Source organism: Pseudidiomarina aquimaris (assembly GCF_003987395.1).
Taxonomy (GTDB): Bacteria; Pseudomonadota; Gammaproteobacteria; order Enterobacterales; family Alteromonadaceae; genus Pseudidiomarina; species Pseudidiomarina aquimaris.
The window spans coordinates 194,048-214,023 of the sequence record NZ_PIPT01000006.1 but is presented as its reverse complement, the minus strand read 5'-3'; the positions used below and the strand labels follow the sequence as shown (position 1 = coordinate 214,023).

Annotated in this window: 16 protein-coding genes; 5 read left to right on the top strand and 11 right to left on the bottom strand. The window is 51.1% G+C overall.

All coding sequences use genetic code 11. From position 1 onward, the window contains the following. Nucleotides 1-36 precede the first annotated feature (36 nt). From nhaD to CWE21_RS09160, 5 genes are all read left to right on the top strand, one after another. Nucleotides 37-1,473, top strand: a complete 1,437-nt coding sequence (nhaD, locus tag CWE21_RS09180; RefSeq protein ID WP_126834132.1) for a sodium:proton antiporter NhaD — start codon at nt 37-39, stop codon at nt 1,471-1,473. Between the two features lie 75 nt (nt 1,474-1,548). Next, a complete protein-coding gene (locus CWE21_RS09175) occupies nt 1,549-2,817 on the top strand; it encodes an efflux RND transporter periplasmic adaptor subunit (RefSeq protein WP_126834171.1) in 1,269 nt (422 codons plus the stop codon). Between the two features lie 16 nt (nt 2,818-2,833). Next, on the top strand, nt 2,834-3,547 hold the full coding sequence (locus tag CWE21_RS09170; protein WP_126834131.1) for an ABC transporter ATP-binding protein: 714 nt from the start codon (nt 2,834-2,836) through the stop codon (nt 3,545-3,547). Between the two features lie 10 nt (nt 3,548-3,557). After that, nucleotides 3,558-4,871, top strand: coding sequence for an ABC transporter permease (locus CWE21_RS09165; RefSeq protein WP_126834130.1), 1,314 nt, complete (start codon nt 3,558-3,560; stop codon nt 4,869-4,871). A gap of 23 nt (nt 4,872-4,894) precedes the next feature. After that, complete coding sequence (locus tag CWE21_RS09160) at nt 4,895-6,109, top strand: ABC transporter permease (RefSeq protein ID WP_126834129.1); 1,215 nt, start codon at nt 4,895-4,897, stop codon at nt 6,107-6,109. Between the two features lie 3 nt (nt 6,110-6,112). On the opposite strand, the gene CWE21_RS09155 is transcribed toward CWE21_RS09160, so the two are convergent. The 11 genes from CWE21_RS09155 to CWE21_RS13560 form a co-directional block, all read right to left on the bottom strand. Then, nucleotides 6,113-7,048 carry a LysR family transcriptional regulator gene (locus CWE21_RS09155; protein WP_126834128.1) on the bottom strand — a complete coding sequence of 312 codons (936 nt, stop codon included), beginning with the start codon at nt 7,046-7,048 and terminating at the stop codon, nt 6,113-6,115. An 86-nt stretch (nt 7,049-7,134) separates the two neighbouring features. Then, nucleotides 7,135-10,335 (bottom strand): amidohydrolase family protein, encoded by a 3,201-nt coding sequence (locus tag CWE21_RS09150; RefSeq protein WP_126834127.1) that lies wholly within the window; start codon nt 10,333-10,335, stop codon nt 7,135-7,137. Between the two features lie 16 nt (nt 10,336-10,351). Next, on the bottom strand, nt 10,352-10,513 hold the full coding sequence (locus tag CWE21_RS09145) for a YqaE/Pmp3 family membrane protein (protein ID WP_126834126.1): 162 nt from the start codon (nt 10,511-10,513) through the stop codon (nt 10,352-10,354). Between the two features lie 14 nt (nt 10,514-10,527). Next, on the bottom strand, nt 10,528-12,066 hold the full coding sequence (locus CWE21_RS09140) for a S10 family peptidase (RefSeq protein ID WP_126834125.1): 1,539 nt from the start codon (nt 12,064-12,066) through the stop codon (nt 10,528-10,530). A gap of 131 nt (nt 12,067-12,197) precedes the next feature. Beyond that, nucleotides 12,198-13,409: an NRAMP family divalent metal transporter gene (locus CWE21_RS09135; protein WP_126834124.1), complete on the bottom strand. Its 1,212-nt coding sequence runs from the start codon at nt 13,407-13,409 to the stop codon at nt 12,198-12,200. A gap of 17 nt (nt 13,410-13,426) precedes the next feature. Beyond that, nucleotides 13,427-15,619, bottom strand: coding sequence for a bifunctional diguanylate cyclase/phosphodiesterase (locus tag CWE21_RS09130; protein WP_126834123.1), 2,193 nt, complete (start codon nt 15,617-15,619; stop codon nt 13,427-13,429). A 5-nt stretch (nt 15,620-15,624) separates the two neighbouring features. Next, nucleotides 15,625-17,667, bottom strand: coding sequence for a hypothetical protein (locus CWE21_RS09125; protein ID WP_126834122.1), 2,043 nt, complete (start codon nt 17,665-17,667; stop codon nt 15,625-15,627). Then, nucleotides 17,668-18,393, bottom strand: coding sequence for a PilW family protein (locus CWE21_RS09120; protein ID WP_126834121.1), 726 nt, complete (start codon nt 18,391-18,393; stop codon nt 17,668-17,670). A 12-nt stretch (nt 18,394-18,405) separates the two neighbouring features. Next, the gene (locus CWE21_RS09115) at nt 18,406-18,831 is read right to left on the bottom strand and encodes a prepilin-type N-terminal cleavage/methylation domain-containing protein (RefSeq protein ID WP_126834120.1); all 426 of its coding nucleotides are present in this window, start codon (nt 18,829-18,831) and stop codon (nt 18,406-18,408) included. Beyond that, nucleotides 18,803-19,279, bottom strand: coding sequence for a type IV pilin protein (locus CWE21_RS09110; protein WP_126834119.1), 477 nt, complete (start codon nt 19,277-19,279; stop codon nt 18,803-18,805). Before CWE21_RS09110 ends, CWE21_RS09115 begins: the two co-directional genes overlap by 29 nt. Beyond that, nucleotides 19,273-19,695 (bottom strand): type IV pilin protein, encoded by a 423-nt coding sequence (locus tag CWE21_RS13560; protein WP_126834118.1) that lies wholly within the window; start codon nt 19,693-19,695, stop codon nt 19,273-19,275. Before CWE21_RS13560 ends, CWE21_RS09110 begins: the two co-directional genes overlap by 7 nt. Between the last annotated feature and the right edge of the window lie 281 nt (nt 19,696-19,976).

Sequence of the window (19,976 nt, the reverse complement as noted above, 5' to 3'; positions counted from 1 at the left end):
CTCCTCTAGAACCTTTGTGTGCAAGGACTCCGACACATGTGGAAGCTACTCTTTATCGCGCTCGCTGCATTACTCATGAGCCCTGCAGCTTTGGCTGCCGCTGGCCCGCTTGACTTAACTACCTCGACGGTTGGCATTGTCGCTATCATCATCTTTACCGCCGCCTATATATTGGTCATGGGTGAAGAACGCTTGCATATGCGCAAATCCAAGCCGGTACTGGTCGCCGCAGGTTTGATTTGGATTATGATCGGCTGGGTTTATGTTGATCAAGGCTTCCCCGGTGTCGCCGAAGATGCGTTCCGCCACAACCTGCTTGAGTTCGCTGAGCTCATGCTGTTTTTGTTGGTTGCCATGACCTACATCAATGCGCTGGAAGAGCGCCGTTTATTTGATGTGTTGCGTTCGTGGATGGTGAAAAAGGGCTTTACCTATCGCCAACTGTTTTGGCTCTCGGGCTTCCTTGCCTTCTTTATTTCACCGATCGCCGATAACCTGACGACCGCCCTCCTCATGTGTGCGGTCGTCATGAAAGTTGCCGATGGTGACAAAAAATTCATCGGTATGTCGTGTGTGAGTATTGTCGTTGCGGCCAACGCCGGCGGCGCATTCAGTCCATTTGGTGATATTACGACACTGATGGTTTGGCAGGCCGGCATTGTTGAATTCCAAGAGTTCTTTGTTTTATTTATTCCGTCGCTGCTGAACTACCTGTTACCAGCACTCATTATGAACTTCTTCATTGAGAACAAAAAGCCACAGGCCGTCTACGAAGAAGTCGAACTCAAGCGCGGTGCACTGCGCATTACTGGTCTATTCTTACTGACCATTGCTACCGCCGTTGCCTGTCATATGTTCCTGCATCTGCCACCGGTTCTCGGCATGATGATGGGGCTAGGCTACCTGCAATTCTTTGGCTACTTCTTGCGGATGACCCTACCTGGCTCACTTGCACGCAAACGCGCAATGGCCGAACGCGCTGGCGATATGGAACGTCTTAAACGCCTCGGTGGTGTGGTACCGTTCGATGTATTTAGCCGTGTGCAACGCGCCGAGTGGGATACGTTACTGTTCTTCTATGGCATCGTTATGTGTGTCGGTGGTTTGGGCTTCTTAGGCTATCTCCACCTGCTTTCCGATACTCTCTACAACGAGTGGTCACCAACCTATGCCAACGTTGCATTGGGTATCATGTCTGCCGTGATTGACAACATTCCAGTCATGTTCGCAGTGCTTTCAATGCAGCCTGATATGTCGCATGGCCAGTGGTTATTGATCACTCTAACCGCAGGTACCGGTGGTAGCTTGCTGTCGATCGGCTCTGCTGCCGGCGTAGCGCTCATGGGTCAAGCGCGCGGCTATTATACGTTTGCTAGCCACCTCAAATGGGCGCCGGCGATTGCCGTTGGCTTTGCAATGAGTATCTTGGCGCATCTATGGCTTAACGAACACCTGTTCACTCTATTTAACTAACACCCTGTAAACCTTTCCAACGTTCATCTCGTCCTAAGTTCGAAACAATAACTTAGAACGGGATGAACAGCTTTGATTAAACTCGCCGATACCAGCGGCCAAGATGTGGTCCGCGAACCTAGCAAACAACGCCCATGGAAGCTCATCGCAGGTGTAACAGCATGCCTTATCGTTGCAGCTTTAGCTTGGCCGGCACTCAGTAAATGGAGTCAGACAGAACAAGCGATTCCGCTTGATCGCGTGCGTATCGCTGCGGTAACGCGCGCTGACCTCACACGCGATGTCTCAATTGAAGGGCGTGTGATTGCGGCAGTCGCGCCAACGCTCTATAGCCCCGCTGAAGGCACGGTCACCTATCATGTCGATGCTGGCGACACTGTCACCAAGGGGCAAGCGCTCGCAACCATCGAAAGTCCTGAGCTCGAGAGCCAATTAGCTCAAGAACGCGCCTCCCTAGATGCCGCTACCGTCGATCTTGAACGCCAACGCATTGAAACCCGGAGCGCCAAACTACAAGCTCAACGTGATATTGATATGGCGCGCGTCACCTTCACTGCCGCTGAACGAGAGAAACGTCGTGCTGACGAAGCATGGAAAGCAAAAGCCATTAGCGAAATTGATTTTGAAAAAGCACAAGACGATCTCGAAAACGCCAAACTGGTATATGAGCACGCTATCGCCAGTGCTCAGCTTGCCGCCGATGCGCAGGTGTTTGAGCTGCAAACAACAGAGCTTCAGGTGGCCCGCCAACAAGCCCTTGTCGATGACTTAGAACGCCGCGTTGCGAGCTTGTCAATCCTGTCACCCGTAAGTGGCTTGGTCGGCAATCGTGAAGTCGACCAAAAGAATCAAGTAGCACGCAATCAAGCCATTTTGGGCGTGGTCGACCTATCAGCTTTTGAGGTCGAGATAGCCATCCCCGAAAGTTATGCCGATGACTTAAGTATTGGTATGGCCGCTGAGGTGAACTACTCCGGTGCCATTTATGCTGCGCAGCTCGTCGCTATTTCGCCGGAAATCCGCGATAACCAAGTCGTAGGTAATGTGCGCTTCGTTGATCAGATGCCTGCCGCACTTAGACAAAATCAACGCCTCACGACACGCGTGATTCTTGAGCAAAAACCAAACGTCTTGCAGGTCAATCGTGGCCAATTCCTCGAGAGTGGCGGCGGCCGTATCGCATATGTCGTTAGCGATGATATCGCCTATCGCACCACTATTCGTACCGGCGCTTCAAGTATGAGTGCGGTCGAAATTGCCGACGGCTTGCAGGTCGGCGACCGCATCATCATTTCCAGTATTGAATCTTTCGGCGACGCTGACTCTGTTCGCCTTACTAACTAAAACGAGAACATTCCGCATGTTAAAAATGACTGATATTCGCAAAACCTTTCGTACCGACACGGTAGAGACGCACGCCCTCCGTGATTTCAATTTACACGTAGAAGAAGGTGATTTTGTTGCGGTAACAGGGCCTTCAGGCTCCGGTAAAACCACATTTTTGAACGTGGCTGGTTTGCTGGAAAGCTTTGACGGCGGTGACTACCAACTCGACGGCAAGAGTGTTCGCGGTATGAACGACCGCCAGTTGGCGCAGCTACGCAACGAGAAAATTGGTTTTATTTTTCAAAGCTTCAACCTACTCCCTGACCTTAACCTGTTCGACAATGTCGATGTGCCGCTGCGCTACCGTGGTTTCGGCGCAGCCGAGCGTAAGCAACGCATCGAACAGGCTTTAGAAACTGTTGGCTTGGCCAACCGCCTGAAGCATTATCCAGCGCAACTCTCGGGTGGTCAGCAGCAACGTGTGGCGATTGCGCGGGCGCTTGCCGGTTCACCTCGTTTTCTGCTCGCTGACGAACCCACCGGTAACCTCGACTCAAATATGGCCAGTGGCGTGCTTGATCTGCTTAGTGAAATCAATGCACAAGGCACGACCATTATTATGGTGACGCATGATCCGGGTCTCGCACAACGCGCTCAGCGCAATATTTTCGTGCGCGATGGTCAGGTCACTGAGGTTAAGACTGGCACCAACATCAAAGAATTGCTGCAACAAACTGCGCAAGTTTAGTGAGGTCGTTATGATTGCATATTACGGCCGCTTGGCCCTGCTCAGTTTAAAAAAGAACGTGTCACTGACCGGTTTGATGATTGCTGCGATCGGTCTAGGTATCGGCGCAGCGATGACGACGATTACCGTCAACTATTTGATGTCCGCAGACCCCATCCCAAATAAAAGCGATCGGTTGTTTGCCGTGCAAGTAGATAACTGGTCACCAAATGAAGCTTATAGCGAACCCAATTTACCGCCCGATCAAGTCACCTGGCTCGAAGCCACCCAACTGACCGAGGCGAAGATGGCCTATCGGCAAGCGGGCATGGGGACTTCTTATGGTGTTATCGAACCGAAAGGACAGGACCAAAAGCCCTACTTGGCTTCCGTGCGCATCACTTATGCAGACTTCTTTCCTATGTTCGAGCCGCCGTTTCTTTATGGCTCTGGCTGGAGTTCACAAGCAGATGAAGCACGTGAGTTAGTGATTGTCCTCAGTAAAGAAGCCAACAATGAAATCTTTGGTGGAGCCAATTCAGTCGGTGAGACCGTTACTTTCAGCGGCAATATCTTTCGCGTAGTAGGTGTACTCGACGAGTGGGAACCTAAACCCAAGTTTTTTGACCTCGCAACGGGGGCATTCAATGACATGGAAGATGTCTACATGCCCTACACCTTAAAACAGGCACTCGAGCTCGATACCAGCGGTAACAACAATTGCTGGAAGCCTATTGCGGAAGAAACCTTTCAAGCTTTTTTAAATTCCGAATGTGTGAATTCACAGTTTTGGATTGAACTTGAGGACCCTGCTGATAAGGGCGCTTACCTTGATTTCTTGCACAACTATGTTGCTGAACAAAAGCAACTAGGCCGCTTTCCACGCGAACAAAACAACCGTCTACACAACGTAATGGAGTGGCTGGAGTACCAAGAAGTCGTCGCCGATGACGCACAAATGATGATGTATATGGCGCTGATGTTCTTGGTTGTTTGCTTGCTTAATACCATTGCTCTGTTGTTGGCCAAGTTTACCGGCCGCTTCGGTGAAATCGCTTTACGCCGCGCTGTAGGTGCGAGCCGCCGCACCTTAATGCTCCAATATTCGGTTGAAGCAGCGATTGTTGGCGTGCTGGGTGGTCTACTTGGATTAGTCTTGGCATGGTTCGGCTTACAGGGCATCAGCGCACTTTACGGTGACTCTACGGAAGGCCTTACTTCACTTGACGGCACCATGATTTTCGTCGGTTTTGCCCTCGCGATCATCAGTTCGATCTTAGCCGCACTTTATCCGACTTGGCGGGCCTGCAGTATTGCTCCCGCAGGTCAGTTGAAGACGCAATAAAACGCCTACAAAGGAAACGCATCATGAATCAAATTGGCCCTATTTTTAGAGCGTTACTGCGTAACAAAGTTGGCGCATTATTGCTCGCACTGCAAATCGCCTTAACCATGACCATCATCGTTAATGCTATTCATATGATTGAAAACCGCAGCAGTATGATGGCGCGTGAGTCGGGCATGGATGAAGCGAATCAATTCCACTTAATGTACGTTGGCTACAAAGACAGTTTCAACGAGCGCGTTGCGGTGGAAACCGATCTACTGGAGATCCGGCAGCTCAACGGAGTGGTCGATGCCACTCAGATCAACTCGACGCCACTCAGCGGTGGAGGCTGGTCGATGGGACTCTCGACCTCGGCTAACAGCCAAGATGGCACCCCAGTCTCGCTCTACTTCGTTGACGACCACGGGATAAACACACTGGATGTCGAATTGATTGCAGGTGAGAACTTTAGCCCGACTGAAATCACCTATCGCCAGTCAAATGACAAGCAATGGCCGCAGAATATTTTGCTGACCGAGGCCGCGGCAAAGAATTTATTCCCTGACCTCACGATGGCCGAAATCGTCGGACAAACAGTGTTCATTCGCGGCGACGAGCCGATGACGATTAAAGGCATTATTGACCACTTGCAGGCACCTTGGGTGCAATGGAGTAACGTCAACAATGTCATGCTGGTGCCGCAACGTGGCTTATGGAACGCCAACCGTTACCTCGTACGCGCTGAACCAGGCGAGCGCGATCGGCTGATGCGTGAAGTCGAAGAATTGCTGCTCGCCAAACGCGATGGCCGCTTGATCCGCAATGTGACCGCTATGGATGAGCAGCGTGACGAGGCCTATCAGGACTTTTTCGCCTTGCAGACGGTGCTCTGGGTTATTGTCACTGTCTTGACGCTCGTGACTGCACTGGGGATTGTCGGGATGGTCAGCTTCACCGTGAATCAGCGCCGCAAACAAATCGGCACACGGCGTGCGCTAGGAGCGACCAAGAGCGACATCATGCGCCAGTTTATGCTCGAGAACCTATTGATTACGGGCAGTGGCCTTATTATTGGTGTGGCTTCTAGTATTGCGCTGAATATTTGGCTCGTCGACACTTTCAGCCTGCCACGAATTGGTTGGCATTACCTGCCGATTGCCATGGTAGTCTTGGTGGTTGTCGGACAGCTTGCGGTGCTGGGTCCGGCCCGCAAAGCCGCTAACCTCTCTCCAGCGTTAGCGACGCGCACCACTTAATTGCTAGCCTTCTGCTGCTGTTTCCGCCACCAATTGGCGGAACCAGCGGTGACCTGCATCATGCTGGAGCAGCGGGCTCCAAATCATGGTGAGATCAAGATCAGGAATCGCAAACGGCGGCTCGCGCATAGTGAGCTCGTCGTCATCTTTGTACAGACTCGCTGCGCGCGTCGGTAATGTAGCAATCAAACCTTGGCGCGCTAGGTGCATCGCCACGTGGTAGTTACGGGTAAACACCCGAATGTCACGTTTGTGACCAAGGTCCGCTAACGCTTCGTCTACCCAACCGAGTTTTTGCACGTCTTGCGGGTCCATCCCCACTCCCACACCAAAACCGGTCTTACTCACCCAAACATGTTCGGCTTTAAGATAGTTTTCGAGACAGTAGTCTTGCAGCAGCGGGTGATCATTACGCATTAAACATGAGAAGTCGTCTTTCCATAACGCTTTTTGGTGAAACGATTGAGGTAACTTCTCAAAACGGTTGATGGCCACGTCAACTTTGCCATTTTCAACATCGTGAAAGCTAATATCGCTGGGCGTCATAATATCTAACGTCACCGACGGTGCTTGCTCCTGAATTGCCGGCAGTAACCGTGGCAGTAGCGTCGATGCGGCATAGTCAGAAGCCATGATACGGAACACACGATCGGTGGTTGCCGGATCAAATTCGCGCGCTGGTTGCACCATTTCTTCAACTGAATAGAGGATTTGTCGTACGGGCTCTTGCATACGCAATGCGGTTTCGGTCGGGATCATGCCCTCACTCGTACGCACTAGGATGGGATCGTTGAGAAGACTCCGTAAACGTTTTAAACCGTTGCTCATAGCAGGCTGGGTGATATTGAGCTGAGCTGCTGCTTTGGTGACATTACGCTCGCGCAAAAGCACATCGAGATACACCAATAGATTGAGGTCGATATCTTTAATGTTATTCATAAGAAAAATAAATCCCGCTACAAGAATATAGCGGGATTATAACTAGCTTCTGCAAAATAAACAGCCGTAAAAGCTACGACCTTGGTCTATTCCCAGAAGAATTTTGCCCGTGGCTCTGCCGCTGGCACCAATTGGTTCATGGTCGTTGCATCGTATAAACGGCCATTCACCATGGTATGGGTGACCCGATCGGTCACGCGGATGTCCTCTAACGGGTTACCGTCGATAACAATGATATCGGCAAGCTTGCCTTGTTCAAGCGAGCCTAGCGCATGATCCATACCGAACTCCATAGCAGGGTTGATGGTGGCCGTTGCCAAGGCTTCGAGAGGTGTCATACCACCTTGCGCCATCATCCAGATTTCCCAGTGCTGCGCCAGACCTTCACGTTGGCCGTGCGCACCCGAAACCACCTTCACGCCAGCATCCGTCAAGCGCTTGGCGACTTCGGCGTTATTGATATGGTTGTAGTGATTATGCGGCGCTTTTTCGCGGCGCATTGACTTTCCAACCAACACGTCTTGTGGCACAAATTTCGAGAGTTTCGGGTGCTTCCACACGTCGGTCTCGGCATACCAATAGTTCTCACCCCAAATACCGCCGTAAGCGACACCTAAGGTTGGCGTGTAGTACACATCGGTCTGCTGCCAGAACTGCTCGATGTCATCATAAATCTCTGCGACAGGAATCGAGTGCTCAATGGTGGTGTGACCATCCGCAACCATCGACAGGTTATGCTGCAACAACGAGCCACCTTCAGGCACGACCATCATTTCGAGCTCACGACCGGCTTCAATCACTTGCTGACGCTGGTTACGACGCGGTTGGTTATAGCTCTTCACCGAGAAAGCACCGACTTTTTTCAGGCGCTCCAAGTGGAACTTGGCGTCGTCCAAGCTATCGATATGCGAGGTGTAGCCCGGCCCATTGGCACCGTACAGAATAGTACCAGTCGAGAAGGTTCGCGGTGCGGCGATCAAACCAGCTTTTTGCATCTCACTCGCGGTGAAGATTTCCGTGGTGTCATTTGACGGATCGTGAATCGAAGTTACACCAAACGCCAAATTGGCATAGCTTTGCCAGTTTTGCTCAGGGATAATTTCATACTCACCTGCTGGGCCGTGGGCATGGCCATCAAACAGGCCAGGCATAACGGTCTTGCCGGTGGTATCAATAACCGTTGCGCCACTTGGTGCCTGTACCTCGTCTTTAGCGCCCACCGCAACGATCTTATTACCACGCACAACCACCGTACCCTCACCGATGACCGTATCGCCGTTCATGGTAATGACTTGCCCACCAACAAAGGCGACTGTCTCGTCATGAATGCCGTGCTTGGCGGTAAAGCTAATATCGCTGCCATTGGCAACTTTCTCGAAGCTGTTGTCGGCGTTCTCGATCGCAAACAAGCCAGCGACAGACGCGTGATAAAGCTCCGGACCGAGTGACCAATAGAGGTTTTTACCATCAGCGGTCCAAGAGATGTTCTCACCTGCACGCACTGACAGCTGCTCCACTGGGAACTGCTTGTCGCTTGGACTAATTGAGATTGGCGCTCCACGCTCAACCAAAGGCGTCACAAACACTTTAAAGCGCTCCGCAAAGGCCAAGTGCTGACCGTCTGGTGAGACGCGATATTCGGTCGCATGCTCAGACGTATAAAGCGTGCGTTGTTGTTTGGTTTCTAAATCGACAGAAAGTAGCTTTTGCGCACCACTTGAATCCATCAAGTACACACGGTCACTACGTTTACCGAATTGTGGCTGGAAACCGTTCTCGCTGATCAAGCGCGGTTCAGCGCCCTCTTCTAACGCGAGGTGATAGATACCAGGGTTGATGCCAAAGGTATCAGGGGTGATGTAGCCACCACGCACTTTACGATACACCACGGACTTACCGTCAGGGCTAAATACCGGCTCAACAAACTTACCCTTACCGGTCGCGAGCACTTGCTCCTTGCCATTGCGCAAGTTGCGCACAATGACCTGTCCTTGTTCTTGATCGTCCCAAGTGACGTAAACCAGCTTACTGCCATCACGTGAATAACTTGGGAAAAGCTCCCATGCACTCTCGCGGTCCGTCAAACGCTCAACGTCACCACCAGCAAGGTCGCGCTGATACAAGTGACCTAAGGCTTCATACACGACTTGCTCAGCGTCAGGCGATACCTGCACGTTGCGAAGCATTTTAACTTTGAAATCATCGGCTTCGATGTTTTGCTTGAAGTGCAACGCGGTTTGGACTTTCTTGGTGGTTTCCACACTAAACGGGATCACGCGTGCTTGGCGGCTCGCGACATCAAGACGCATGATTTTGCCGTCGGCCCAGAACACAATAGCTTTGCCGTCTGGAGTAAAGTCCATGGTCGGATACACGCCATGAATCGCCCATGTCTCTTGCATGTCGCGATCAAGTTGGGTGTAGAGGCGTTGCTCTTCGCCGGTTTCGAGGTTGTACAGATACAACACACTATTGAAGTCTTCGCGCTTGATGTAAGCCAAGTGCTTCCCATCCGGCGAAGGGGTCGGACGAATTGCTCCGCCAGCACCGCCGCGGATCACGTCAATATCACCGGTTTCGCGATCGAAACGCTTGATGGTGTAAATACCTTCCAACGAGTCTTTGCTGTAGTGGAAGGTTTTGCCTGGCGTGTCATCTTGTGAGAAATAGATGTAACGGCCGTCTGGTGAAAAGGCCGGTTCACCCAAGTCTTTTTGGTCATTTGGACGTTCGGTCAACTGCACGCCTGAACCGCCATTGACGTGGTACATCCACACCTCACCCGCACCTAGCGAACGACGCGCTGTGAAGTGCTTACGCGCCACGATAAATTGGCTATCAGGGCTCCAAGCCGGGCTATTGAGCAAGCGGAAGGTTTCGTCAGTCACCGCGCGTTGGTTACCGCCGTCGGCATCCATTACCCAAATATTGTCGCCGCCGCTTTGATCCGAGGTGAACGCAATATGCTTGCCGTCCGGTGAATAGACCGGCTGCATTTGCCAAGCAATACCACCAGCTAAAAGCTCTGCTTCGCCACCTTTGGCAGGCATACGATAAATATCGCCGAGCAAATCAAAAACGATGTACTCACCGTCTGGGCTCATGTCGACGTTCATCCAAGTACCTTCGTTGACTTGGATTTTAATGTCTTTAAATTCGCCTTGCGGAGCTTGCACGTCCCACTTGGCTTCGTCGTCTTGCGGTGCAAACGCCACGCTTGGCGCAGAAACAGCAGACGCAGAAAGCGCGACGCTGACCGCAAGGGCCAGCGTTGATAATTTAGTCATAGTTCAACCTATAGTGTTATTTTTTAGCAATGACCCAGACCGCGTGAACAATACCCGGAATGTAACCAAGCAACGTCAATATAATATTGATCCAAAAGTGTTTGCCGATACCGACCTGCAAAAATACACCAAGTGGTGGCAATAAAATTGCGATCAGAATACGGATTAAATCAGCCATGGGTTATCTCCTTATTATTCGTATTTCGCGGCCTCGCCTTTAGCTGGCACCGTTGCGTTGATGAAGTCTCGCAAATCATCATTCGCTAATTTTAGATCTTCGGCACGTAAATACATCATATGACCGCTACGGTAGCCTTTAAAGTCGATGCGGTCAGACATGCGCGAGCTCGGATCCAAGTGCCAGCCAGTGTACTTCGCGTCAAAGTAATTAGTGGCGCCGTCGTAATAGCCTGACTGAATCAACACGTTCAAGTAAGGGTTTTGTGCCATTGCCTGACGCAGGTTCTCACCAGTGTTGTTATTGGTGCGGTCCCAAGGATGGACTGGACCAAACATGTTGTACTTCACGTCAGTTTCATAACCGAGTTCTTCACGCAGGTAGTAATTAATCGCTGGCGTGAAAGAGTGCAACCATGACGTCAGTTCCGCATTGTAATCAGGGCTATCGCCAACGTCGTCACGGTCGATACCTAAGTAGCGCGAGTCCAAGCGACCGACTGTTTGTCCACGGTCACGCAGCAACTCTTTCCAGAAGAAGCGCGGATTAATGTCGAGGTTTGCACGAAGAACCGTTTGCTTGCTTAAACCAGAGAAACGTGCGACTTCAGTGGCAACGGCATCACGCTCGTCAGCAGGCAACATGGCGCCTTTCGCCAACGCTGGCAAATAGGTGTTCAGGGTGTAAGCTTCAACTTCTTCAAGCACTTCAAGTAAGTCTTTGTTTTGCAGATCTTCGCCTAAGGCATCGTGATACCAAGCTGTGGCGGCAAAGTACGGTAAGCGGTTGGCGGCTTCGACCGGGCCTTCACGGTTGATACCAATCTCAGTTGGCGATACCAATACGACGCCATTCAAATACATCCACTGACGGTTCTGCAGCTCTAACGCCAAGCCGGAAACGCGAGTCGTACCGTAGCTCTCACCGATCAGGTATTTCGGCGAGCGCCAGCGCTCATGACGGGTCACAAAGGTATTGACCCAATCAGCGAGGTAGCTAACGTCAGCGTTCACACCGAAGAACATTTTTTGCTGTTGCTCACGCGATGGCATTTCGCCTTTCTCATTTGGCAACACGCGTGAATAGCCGGTATTGACTGGGTTCACAAACACGATATCGGCAACATCAAGCACTGAGTGAGGGTTATCTTTCACACCGTAAGGCATGATCGGGAAGCCTTCATCGTCAACACGCAACGATTTCGGACCGGTGTAGGCAATGTGCATCCATACTGACGCTGAACCCGGACCGCCATTGAATGAAATCAATAATGGGCGCTCTTCGCGGTTCTTCACGTCTTGGCGTTCATAGTAAGTAAAAAACAAGGTCGCGGTGGCGTCACCATTGTCATCGAAAACCGGCTGGGTGCCGGTGGTCGCTGTATATTCAAAACGCTCACCGTTAATATTGGCGCGATGCGAAGTGACGACCACGTCATCAGCAGCAATTTTCGCGCTTGGTAACGAGGCCTCTTGCTGGGCATGCGCTAAAGGACTCAACATCAGCGTTGCGGCAACGCACGTCGCTGCTACCGCTTGTGAAACTAATTTCATGGATTCAACCTCATTCTTGTTGGAATTCTTGTTGGAATGGAACCATTAAAGGAGATGCTAAGGCAAACCTCAAGTGCAGTGAGGTCAACGCCCCTAAATTGCAGATAATCCGCACGAACCAGGGGCTAGCCTTATAGGAACAGGCGCCAGTAGATAAATAGCAAAGCGAAGCCAAGGAGGTACGCAAGACCTAACCATGCCCACAAATGAAGTGCCTTGGACATCGGCTGACGTCGTACGAGCAGGTAATTCAACCATGCAAAAAACGGCGTGGTTAAAAAGGCCAAGGTCATCGCAAAGCTCAACATGGGCCCCAGTGCAGCTTGGAAGTAAATGATCACTAACATCCCTGCAACGGCTTGCCCTAACACCCAGTAACGCAAACTCGAACGACGCTTGGTGACCAGTCGATAAGCTTCGCGTAAAGTGCGCGCATAGCCATCGAGTACGGCTAAGGTGGTTCCAAACATACACAAAAAGGCAATGGCGCCGACCAAGTACTCTGACCACGCTCCAATGGTGGCACTGTACATCGCCACAAATTGCTCAGCGAATTTGGTCCCCGCCATCGCGATAGGCTGCGGCGCACCAAACTGCACTAAGGCTCCGAGCGCCAGAAACACCAAGGCCAATAGTGCTGTGCTCCAATACCCCAAATTAAAATCAAATAAGCCATCTTTCAGTGTAACTGCTGTTAGCTTCTGCTTGCTGCGCAACCACAGTGAGTTAATCGCAGAAAGCTCAATAGGTACCGGCATCCAGCCCATCATCGCCACGAGAAATGCAAGTGCCGCAAGCTCCCAAGGCGACGGCGCAACAAAATCAGCTGGCGGTGGCACTGCCGTTTGCCAAGCAATGACCACAGCAATGACCGTTGCCAATGACAACGTCACCATGATCCATTTGGCGATCGCATCGAGACTACGGTACTGACCACCTAATAAAATAAGCAAGCAGGCCAGCAAGATAAGCCAACAGAGCATCACCAAACTTAATTGCGGTACAAACAGCTGCAGCAGGCTCGCCGTAAGCAATAAAACTCCGGCTGTGTTCACAACTGCAGCGATAATACTGAGTGCCGTAAATGCCCATAGATAAAGCTTATGCTTGCGGTAGTAACCACTTACTAAGCTTTCGTTGTGAGTCAGTGTGTAAGTGACGCCGAAGCGGAAAAACGGATACTTGAGCACGTTTACGAGCAATAAGAGCCACCAAAGCTGCCAGCCAAAGAGTGCGCCGGCTTGCGTAGAAGCGACCAAATGAGAAGCGCCAACAGCTGCGGCGGCGAGAATGACACCAGGCCCAAGACTTTTGAGGCGCGAGGCAGTAGTTGATGAGGCCATAGTTACCTAGTTATTTGTTATTGTTGTTGTAACCAAGTCTTAGCGAAATCTTCGGGCGACATGGGGTGAGCAAAATAATAGCCTTGCCCATACTCGCAGCCAAGCTGTTTTAGTGCCTGGGCTTGCTGTTCCGTTTCAACGCCTTCCGCAATCGTTACCAGATCCAGCGAACGAGCCATCGCAATAATCGTATTGATCAGTGTTTTGCTTGAAGCATCACGGAGCATTTCATGCACAAAGCTCATATCTATTTTTAAGATATCGACTGAAAATTGCTGTAAATAGGCGAGCGACGAGTAACCGGTACCAAAGTCATCAATGGCTAGGCGAAATCCATGGTCGCGTAACCGTCCGGTGACCGTCAGCGCTAACTGCGGATCCAGCATCAGGTCACTTTCGGTAATTTCTAAGGTGATGAGCTGCGTGTCGAGCCCTGCACAGGTCGAAAGAAAATCATCGACCACATCGGGCGCGGCGAACTGTTGCGCGCCGACATTCACTGAGACATAAGGCAGTTCGAAACCGTCGTATTGCCAACGTCTTAGCTGCTCGCAGGTTTTGGTTAAAACCTGTGAGCCCAGCTCCGGCAATACTCCTTGCTTGCGCGCAATGTCGATGAAAACGTCAGGGCTCACAGCTCCGAGTTCATCATCAAACCATCGACATAAAACTTCTGCGCCAACACATTGATTGTCGCTTAGGCAAATCAGCGGTTGTAAGTAAATGCTTAACTTGTCCTCACGCAGCGCTTTAAGAAAGCGCTCGGTGCGGTGTCGCTCAGCAGAAACCTTGCGCTCTAAGCCCTCATCAAAAATGCAGTAGAGGAGTTCGTGTTGTTTCGCCTCGTGCATGGCAATACTTGCTTGCTGCAGCAATTCAGCGGCCGAATCCGCATTGTATGAAAATGCGCCACTGATACGTAACTCCACGTCCCATTTATGCTCGCCTAGCAAAATTGAGTCTTCGAAGCAGGATTTTAGGTTGTTGGCGACCGTCATGAATTGCTCAGCTTTTAACGCATTAGTTTTCACAACCACTACGAACTCATCGCCTGTTATCCGCGCTAACATGACGATGTCCTGGAAGTCGCGAGCGCCGTCTCGCAGTCGCTCGGCAACAATACTGAGTAGACGGTCTCCAGCATGGAGCCCAAAACGCTCGTTTATACTGCGAAAGTAACGCACATCGAGCAAGACTAATAGGTAATCTTGCTCGCCATTTTGTTCATATTGGCTTTCAAGAAAGTCGAGGAGCCCCGCGCGATTCGCAAGGCCTGTCAGTTCATCGCGGAAGGCAATCTCGGCAATGTGCTCTTGATGCTGATGTTGCTCCGTCACGTCTAGGATGAAACCCTCGAAATGCGTGACCTCGCCTTGGTCATTGGCAATACCTTTGCCCTGCTCCCATACCCAACGAATGCTCTCATCGGCACAGATAATCCGATAGGCCAAACGAAAATACTGACCCCGCTTGGTGGCATCGTCGCCCCCTTGCTGCACGAGCTCACGATCTTCTGGGTGAATCAATTCACCCCAAGCAATCCGACTGTTATTAATGAGATCTTGCGGTTGGTAACCAGTTAAATCCAGTGCGCCACGGCTGACAATTTCCATACTCCAGAGCTCGTCGTTTTTACAGCGATACGCCATTCCGGGTAGGGAATTCATGAGCGTTTCGAGGCGACGTTGGCTTTCTTGAAGATTGCGCGTGATACGCAGCTGAGCAAGCTCTGCCGCCGCTTGCGCTGCTGCGACCTGTAATAGCTCAAATACTGTTGATGAATAGTCGGTAGGGGTGTCATTCAGGACGGCAAGCAGGCCAAGCTTATTTTGATCGGCGGTAAGCATGGGAACACCGATATAGCTTGCCGCCCCTAACTCTTGCAGCATTTCGTCGTGTGGGAATGACTCGCACACACCTTCATTAAAAACGCACGAGTCCGCGCTCAAAACCTTTTCACATGGTGAACCGACTAAGTTATAGCTTACCGGCTGTTGTAGTTCGCCGTTGGAATAGAAAGCCACCACATGTGCGGTATCCGGTGCATCTTCAAAGATTTCTGAGACCATGACGTGATCAGCACCAAGCAGCCGACTCAGCAACTTGGTCAGATTCTCAATGAATTCAAGCTCTCGCGCCTCGCGAAGGTTTGCTGCGAATAAATGGAAAGCTTTATCGATGTCGACCTGTTTGATCGCTTCTACTCCCAACTAACTTATAAATAACGACTCCATACTAATACCACTCTATCGAGGGCGCCAGCGCTTCCGCCACCACCATTATTACCGCCGCCATTTCCTGGATTGAGCGCACTGCCTGGAGTGAAGGTTGGCGGTAAGTCACGTAAGATAATACTGGTGCTGCCGCCCATATCATTAAAGCTTGGTGCGCCCTGCGCTAAAGCACTGATATATCCGTGCACTTCAGTGTTACCGCCACTCTGGAATTCGTTACCCGCGAGCACATTACCATGTGAGCGCGTTGAAGCACCGAGCTCAATATTGCCGCCGACATAGGTCTGGTTGACTTCACTACCAGCCATATAAGCGTAATTTCCTAAGCCATTTGAAGCTTCTGTATCAAAGCTACCGTCGGCTTTACAGAATTGCTTGGGTGCCATACCGACGATACGGTTGGTACAAACCCCTTTGGGTGCGTACTCAACGTTGTCAACTTCACCGCTGTAACCAGCATAGTTGGGAGCGTAGTTCGCGTGGTTACCTGAAGTTTCAATATCACCGGTGGCAATGAACGTGTTGTAGTAAACACCATTACTCAAGCGCAGATTGCCCTCAAAAAGCGCTACGCCAGGAGCCATACTGACGCCGTTTATCACCCATCGATTCTGCTGTTTCTGATAGCTAAAACAGTTATTCCAGTCTGAGTGACCTCGGCACAGGGCAAAAGATTGGCCGCTACAATTTTTGTTTTGGCAAAGGCGATCTTTTTTCGGCCCTTGCACACCGGTATTGTCGCCTAAGAAATACTCACCATCGGGGATGCCCTCGACATTTTTCACTTCAACTTTCATGTCGTTGTTGGCCATACGGAAAACGTAGTTCGCCTCGGATTCATACTGGTAAGCATTGAAAGTTGCGGTATCGACAATCAACGGGTCGAGCGGAGTGAGCCCTAAACTTAAATTAGGGTTGCGCGTCACCCGGTTATCCATCGCTGGGTTACCGTAGTTGTAAAAGTTTCCTTTGATTACACCATCAACGTTGCCGCCCCAGTTTAGGGTGATGAGATCAGCTTCGCCCTGCAAACTCCCAATGTCGCCAGAGTTAAGTTGCACAGTCCCGCCACTCTTAACGGAAATCGCCGACGCATTATTGCGCAAGTCGACTGCAATGATGTCGCCGTTGCGATCGTCACCTATAGGACGGCATAACAAGGTATGAAAGAGGTTGTCACTTTTACCTATTGCCGTTACGTCACCATAACTCGCGCTGCCGGAGCCAACCACTGAACCGTTTGCCTTCACCGTGCCCATCGCAGAGGCACCACCGGTGATACAAATATCTCCGAGCGCTGTTAGGTTTTGTTCACCCGAAACACTACCGGTAAGTTTAATGTCACCGTTGGCGTTGAGATTGTTGAACGAGGAGCCACTACCAATTTCAATCGAACCGTCTGCGTTAATCGTATCGATACCGCGAATACTGTTGCCTTGGGTGGTGACGTCCCCTTTCACATTCACCACATATTCTTGGTCGTCTTCGGTGACAACATCGATATTGCCGCGCAGATTAAGGTTACGATTAAAGGTGATGACTGAAGGTAAACCATTACCTCCGCCGACACTACCTGGCCCAGCCAACAAGTAGACCAAGCGCAAAGTCGAGGTTGCTGCCGCAGGCCCGCCGGTACCTGAGGAAGCCACGATATCGACTGTTACATAGTGCTCATCAAGGTTCGGGTCAGGGGTGGTGACTGCACGAATAAAGGCAGCAGGATCACCATCGAGAATGTCGGCTTCACTTACATTGGTCGAACTAATGGCGTTACTCAGCTCGACTTCAAGATCGGCCCAGCTATTGCCCTCGGTAACAGTCAGTTGGTGAAAATAATCATAGACAACATCGGCGCCGCGCCATGCTTTGAGCTGCGCTTGGCTTTGTGCGTGCAATGCTTGAGTTTTGTCTTGCGACACCGATATTTGCCGCATGCCAACAAATACCGCGGCGACAATTGCTAAGCTCACGACTAACAACAACAATACCGCTGCAGCACCTTCTTGCTGACGTAGACGAGTCATTTAGGCGTCCTCCGGTAATAAGTTGACTAAGCAAGTCGTACTTGCCACCGTTTGATTCGTACCGTCCACCAAACGTTGATAGCCGATAGTGACGGAACGACGCCCCAACACTCCTTCAGAGCTTGTCGTCGCGCTTACTCCATAAGGCGAGCAAGGCGGATCGCGGTCGTCCATACGCATGAAAAAGTTGGCAATTACCGGCGCCTCGCCACTTGGGGATACCAAACGCGAAGGCTCGAGCAAAGGTAACTGAACCCAGTTCTTACTTGGCCAGGTATTGCTGCGCGCAGTGGCGCAATTATCTGAGCTGACCAACTGCACGATTCCGCGGTCGGCACTGACATAGAGGCCTTCGCACTGGTAGCTATCAGCAAAAAAATCATTATTCGTATCAATACCGACGCGCCAGACCAAAGCGGTACCTGCGCCGCCGGGCACGAGTTTACCGGCGCCATTAAAATGCGCGGCATTTAGGTCGATTGCTGATTCTGGATTATCGGCAAGCTCCTGTGGCGGTACGCCGAAACCGGCACCTTGAATACTCAAATGTGTGGTCAGCAGACTGGCCAAGCTCTCACTATGCAAGCGCGCCGACTCCGCCGAAGTCGCCATTGCGCGCACACTGGTTTGGTAGACAGTCATCATCGCTAAGACCACGATGGAAGCAATAACTAAGCCCACCAGTAAGCTGATTAAGGAAACACCGCGTTGCGTCTGTTGCATCATCGTCTTGGTTCCTTAGTTCTCAGTGAACAGCAATTCACCATCACCGCCAAAAAGTGATTGGTTTTGCGCTGTGTTCGCTGTGGTCAATTGCAAGCGCGAGCTGGCAATCGTGCGTTCCAACCCCGGTACTGACACTTCAACGTCAGCATTAATACATTGCGCCGTGGCCGCTACATTCGTTGGCAAGTTCGTGACCGCTTGTGGAGTTTCACCCTGAGCGCAGATACGCTCCAGGCCAACACCTTGCAGATTCTCTCGGGTTTCTTGTAGCCAAAGACTTTGCGTTTCGGTGTAGCGCTGGCTCACGATTGCTCGCGACAACGCGTAGGTAAGCCCTAAGAGGATGATACCGAGTAGCACTGCCGCAACCAGCGCCTCGATGAGCGTCATACCTTTTTGTTTGTGCTGACTAGTAGAGACGGTTATTCGCGTCATCATCACGCACCTCCCCACGGGCCACGGTGTAATTAAGGACTTGGACTTGGCCGCTACCGTTGATGATACGGCCGCGATTATTCATCGCGATGGTTGCTAAAGCGGCACCTTCTACATTGAGCGTTACACCGGCGGGTAACTCTTCACGCCAAATCAGTGCACTGCCGGCCGCACTGCAACTGGCAGATGTCGGGCTTCCTTCGCAGACTAACAGCGTCGTACCGGTTTGCTTTACGCCCGCAGCGGCCGCACTGGCGTCACTGCCAGTGGGATTGCGCAATGCCACTGCCTGCGCCTTGCCAACCGCGCGCTTCAAAATCGATTCGGCTTCCGCCACTTGGGCACTATCATTCCAGCCACGCGTAAAAGGTATCGCCACTAAAATAAGGATGCCGACAATGGTCACCACCACTAGCAGTTCAATTAATGAGAAAGCACGCTGATTTACCATGATTCAACTCCCGCGCAATCGCCTGAAATGCTGCGTGTGTTGTCATCTTGCAAGGTTAAAGTACAACCATCGAGGCGACCTTTACCTGTCGCGGTCAAGGTATACCCAGCTGTGGTTGAGGCCATGGTGAAATCGAAATACTGCGTTTCAGCGGGCGCCCAACCGGTCACCTCACTTTTAGTATCTGCAGTTGAAGTCGTCGTAACGGTTGGATAACTGAGCTGGCGTTGGAACCGATTCGTCAACGCAAGACTCAGTGCCACAAGGTCTGCGCTGGCGGTGGTCACGTAACCACGTTCCACATAATCTTTATAATTAGGTAAGGCGACCGCAGCCAAAATAGCCACAATCGCCGCGACAATCATTAGCTCTACCAGCGTAAAGCCCGACTGCCACACCCTGCATCTGCCTGTCATTCGTTTTACCAACCAAGGTTTGTGTAAAAATTACGTACGCTTTTGTAATTAAATGTGAACAATAATTGCGCATGTGTCAATACGACAAAGCTCACATACTGTAAGCAAATATGAAGAGAGCTAGGGGATTGAGCGGTCTTTTGAAACGTAGGCTTTTTCGTTCGTTGAAACCTTTCGGCTAGGATTTCTCGATGCGTGCTTATTTGGGTTATTCTCGCGAGCATGCGAAATCGCATCAATTACTCCGATGAAAGCCCGCATGAACCTATTAGTGATTTGCC

Bases quoted from the DNA above. Each gene is read 5' to 3' on its own strand.
- CWE21_RS09110 (WP_126834119.1), bottom strand. From the start codon at position 19,279: ATGGTAAATCAGCGTGCTTTCTCATTAATTGAACTGCTAGTGGTGGTG.
- CWE21_RS09120 (WP_126834121.1), bottom strand. From the start codon at position 18,393: ATGATGCAACAGACGCAACGCGGTGTTTCCTTAATCAGCTTACTGGTG.
- CWE21_RS09145 (WP_126834126.1), bottom strand. From the start codon at position 10,513: ATGGCTGATTTAATCCGTATTCTGATCGCAATTTTATTGCCACCACTT.
- CWE21_RS09150 (WP_126834127.1), bottom strand. From the start codon at position 10,335: ATGACTAAATTATCAACGCTGGCCCTTGCGGTCAGCGTCGCGCTTTCT.
- nhaD (WP_126834132.1), top strand. From the start codon at position 37: ATGTGGAAGCTACTCTTTATCGCGCTCGCTGCATTACTCATGAGCCCT.
- CWE21_RS13560 (WP_126834118.1), bottom strand. From the start codon at position 19,695: ATGACAGGCAGATGCAGGGTGTGGCAGTCGGGCTTTACGCTGGTAGAG.
- CWE21_RS09115 (WP_126834120.1), bottom strand. From the start codon at position 18,831: ATGATGACGCGAATAACCGTCTCTACTAGTCAGCACAAACAAAAAGGT.
- CWE21_RS09170 (WP_126834131.1), top strand. From the start codon at position 2,834: ATGTTAAAAATGACTGATATTCGCAAAACCTTTCGTACCGACACGGTA.
- CWE21_RS09135 (WP_126834124.1), bottom strand. From the start codon at position 13,409: ATGGCCTCATCAACTACTGCCTCGCGCCTCAAAAGTCTTGGGCCTGGT.
- CWE21_RS09140 (WP_126834125.1), bottom strand. From the start codon at position 12,066: ATGAAATTAGTTTCACAAGCGGTAGCAGCGACGTGCGTTGCCGCAACG.
- CWE21_RS09155 (WP_126834128.1), bottom strand. From the start codon at position 7,048: ATGAATAACATTAAAGATATCGACCTCAATCTATTGGTGTATCTCGAT.
- CWE21_RS09125 (WP_126834122.1), bottom strand. From the start codon at position 17,667: ATGACTCGTCTACGTCAGCAAGAAGGTGCTGCAGCGGTATTGTTGTTG.
- CWE21_RS09160 (WP_126834129.1), top strand. From the start codon at position 4,895: ATGAATCAAATTGGCCCTATTTTTAGAGCGTTACTGCGTAACAAAGTT.
- CWE21_RS09165 (WP_126834130.1), top strand. From the start codon at position 3,558: ATGATTGCATATTACGGCCGCTTGGCCCTGCTCAGTTTAAAAAAGAAC.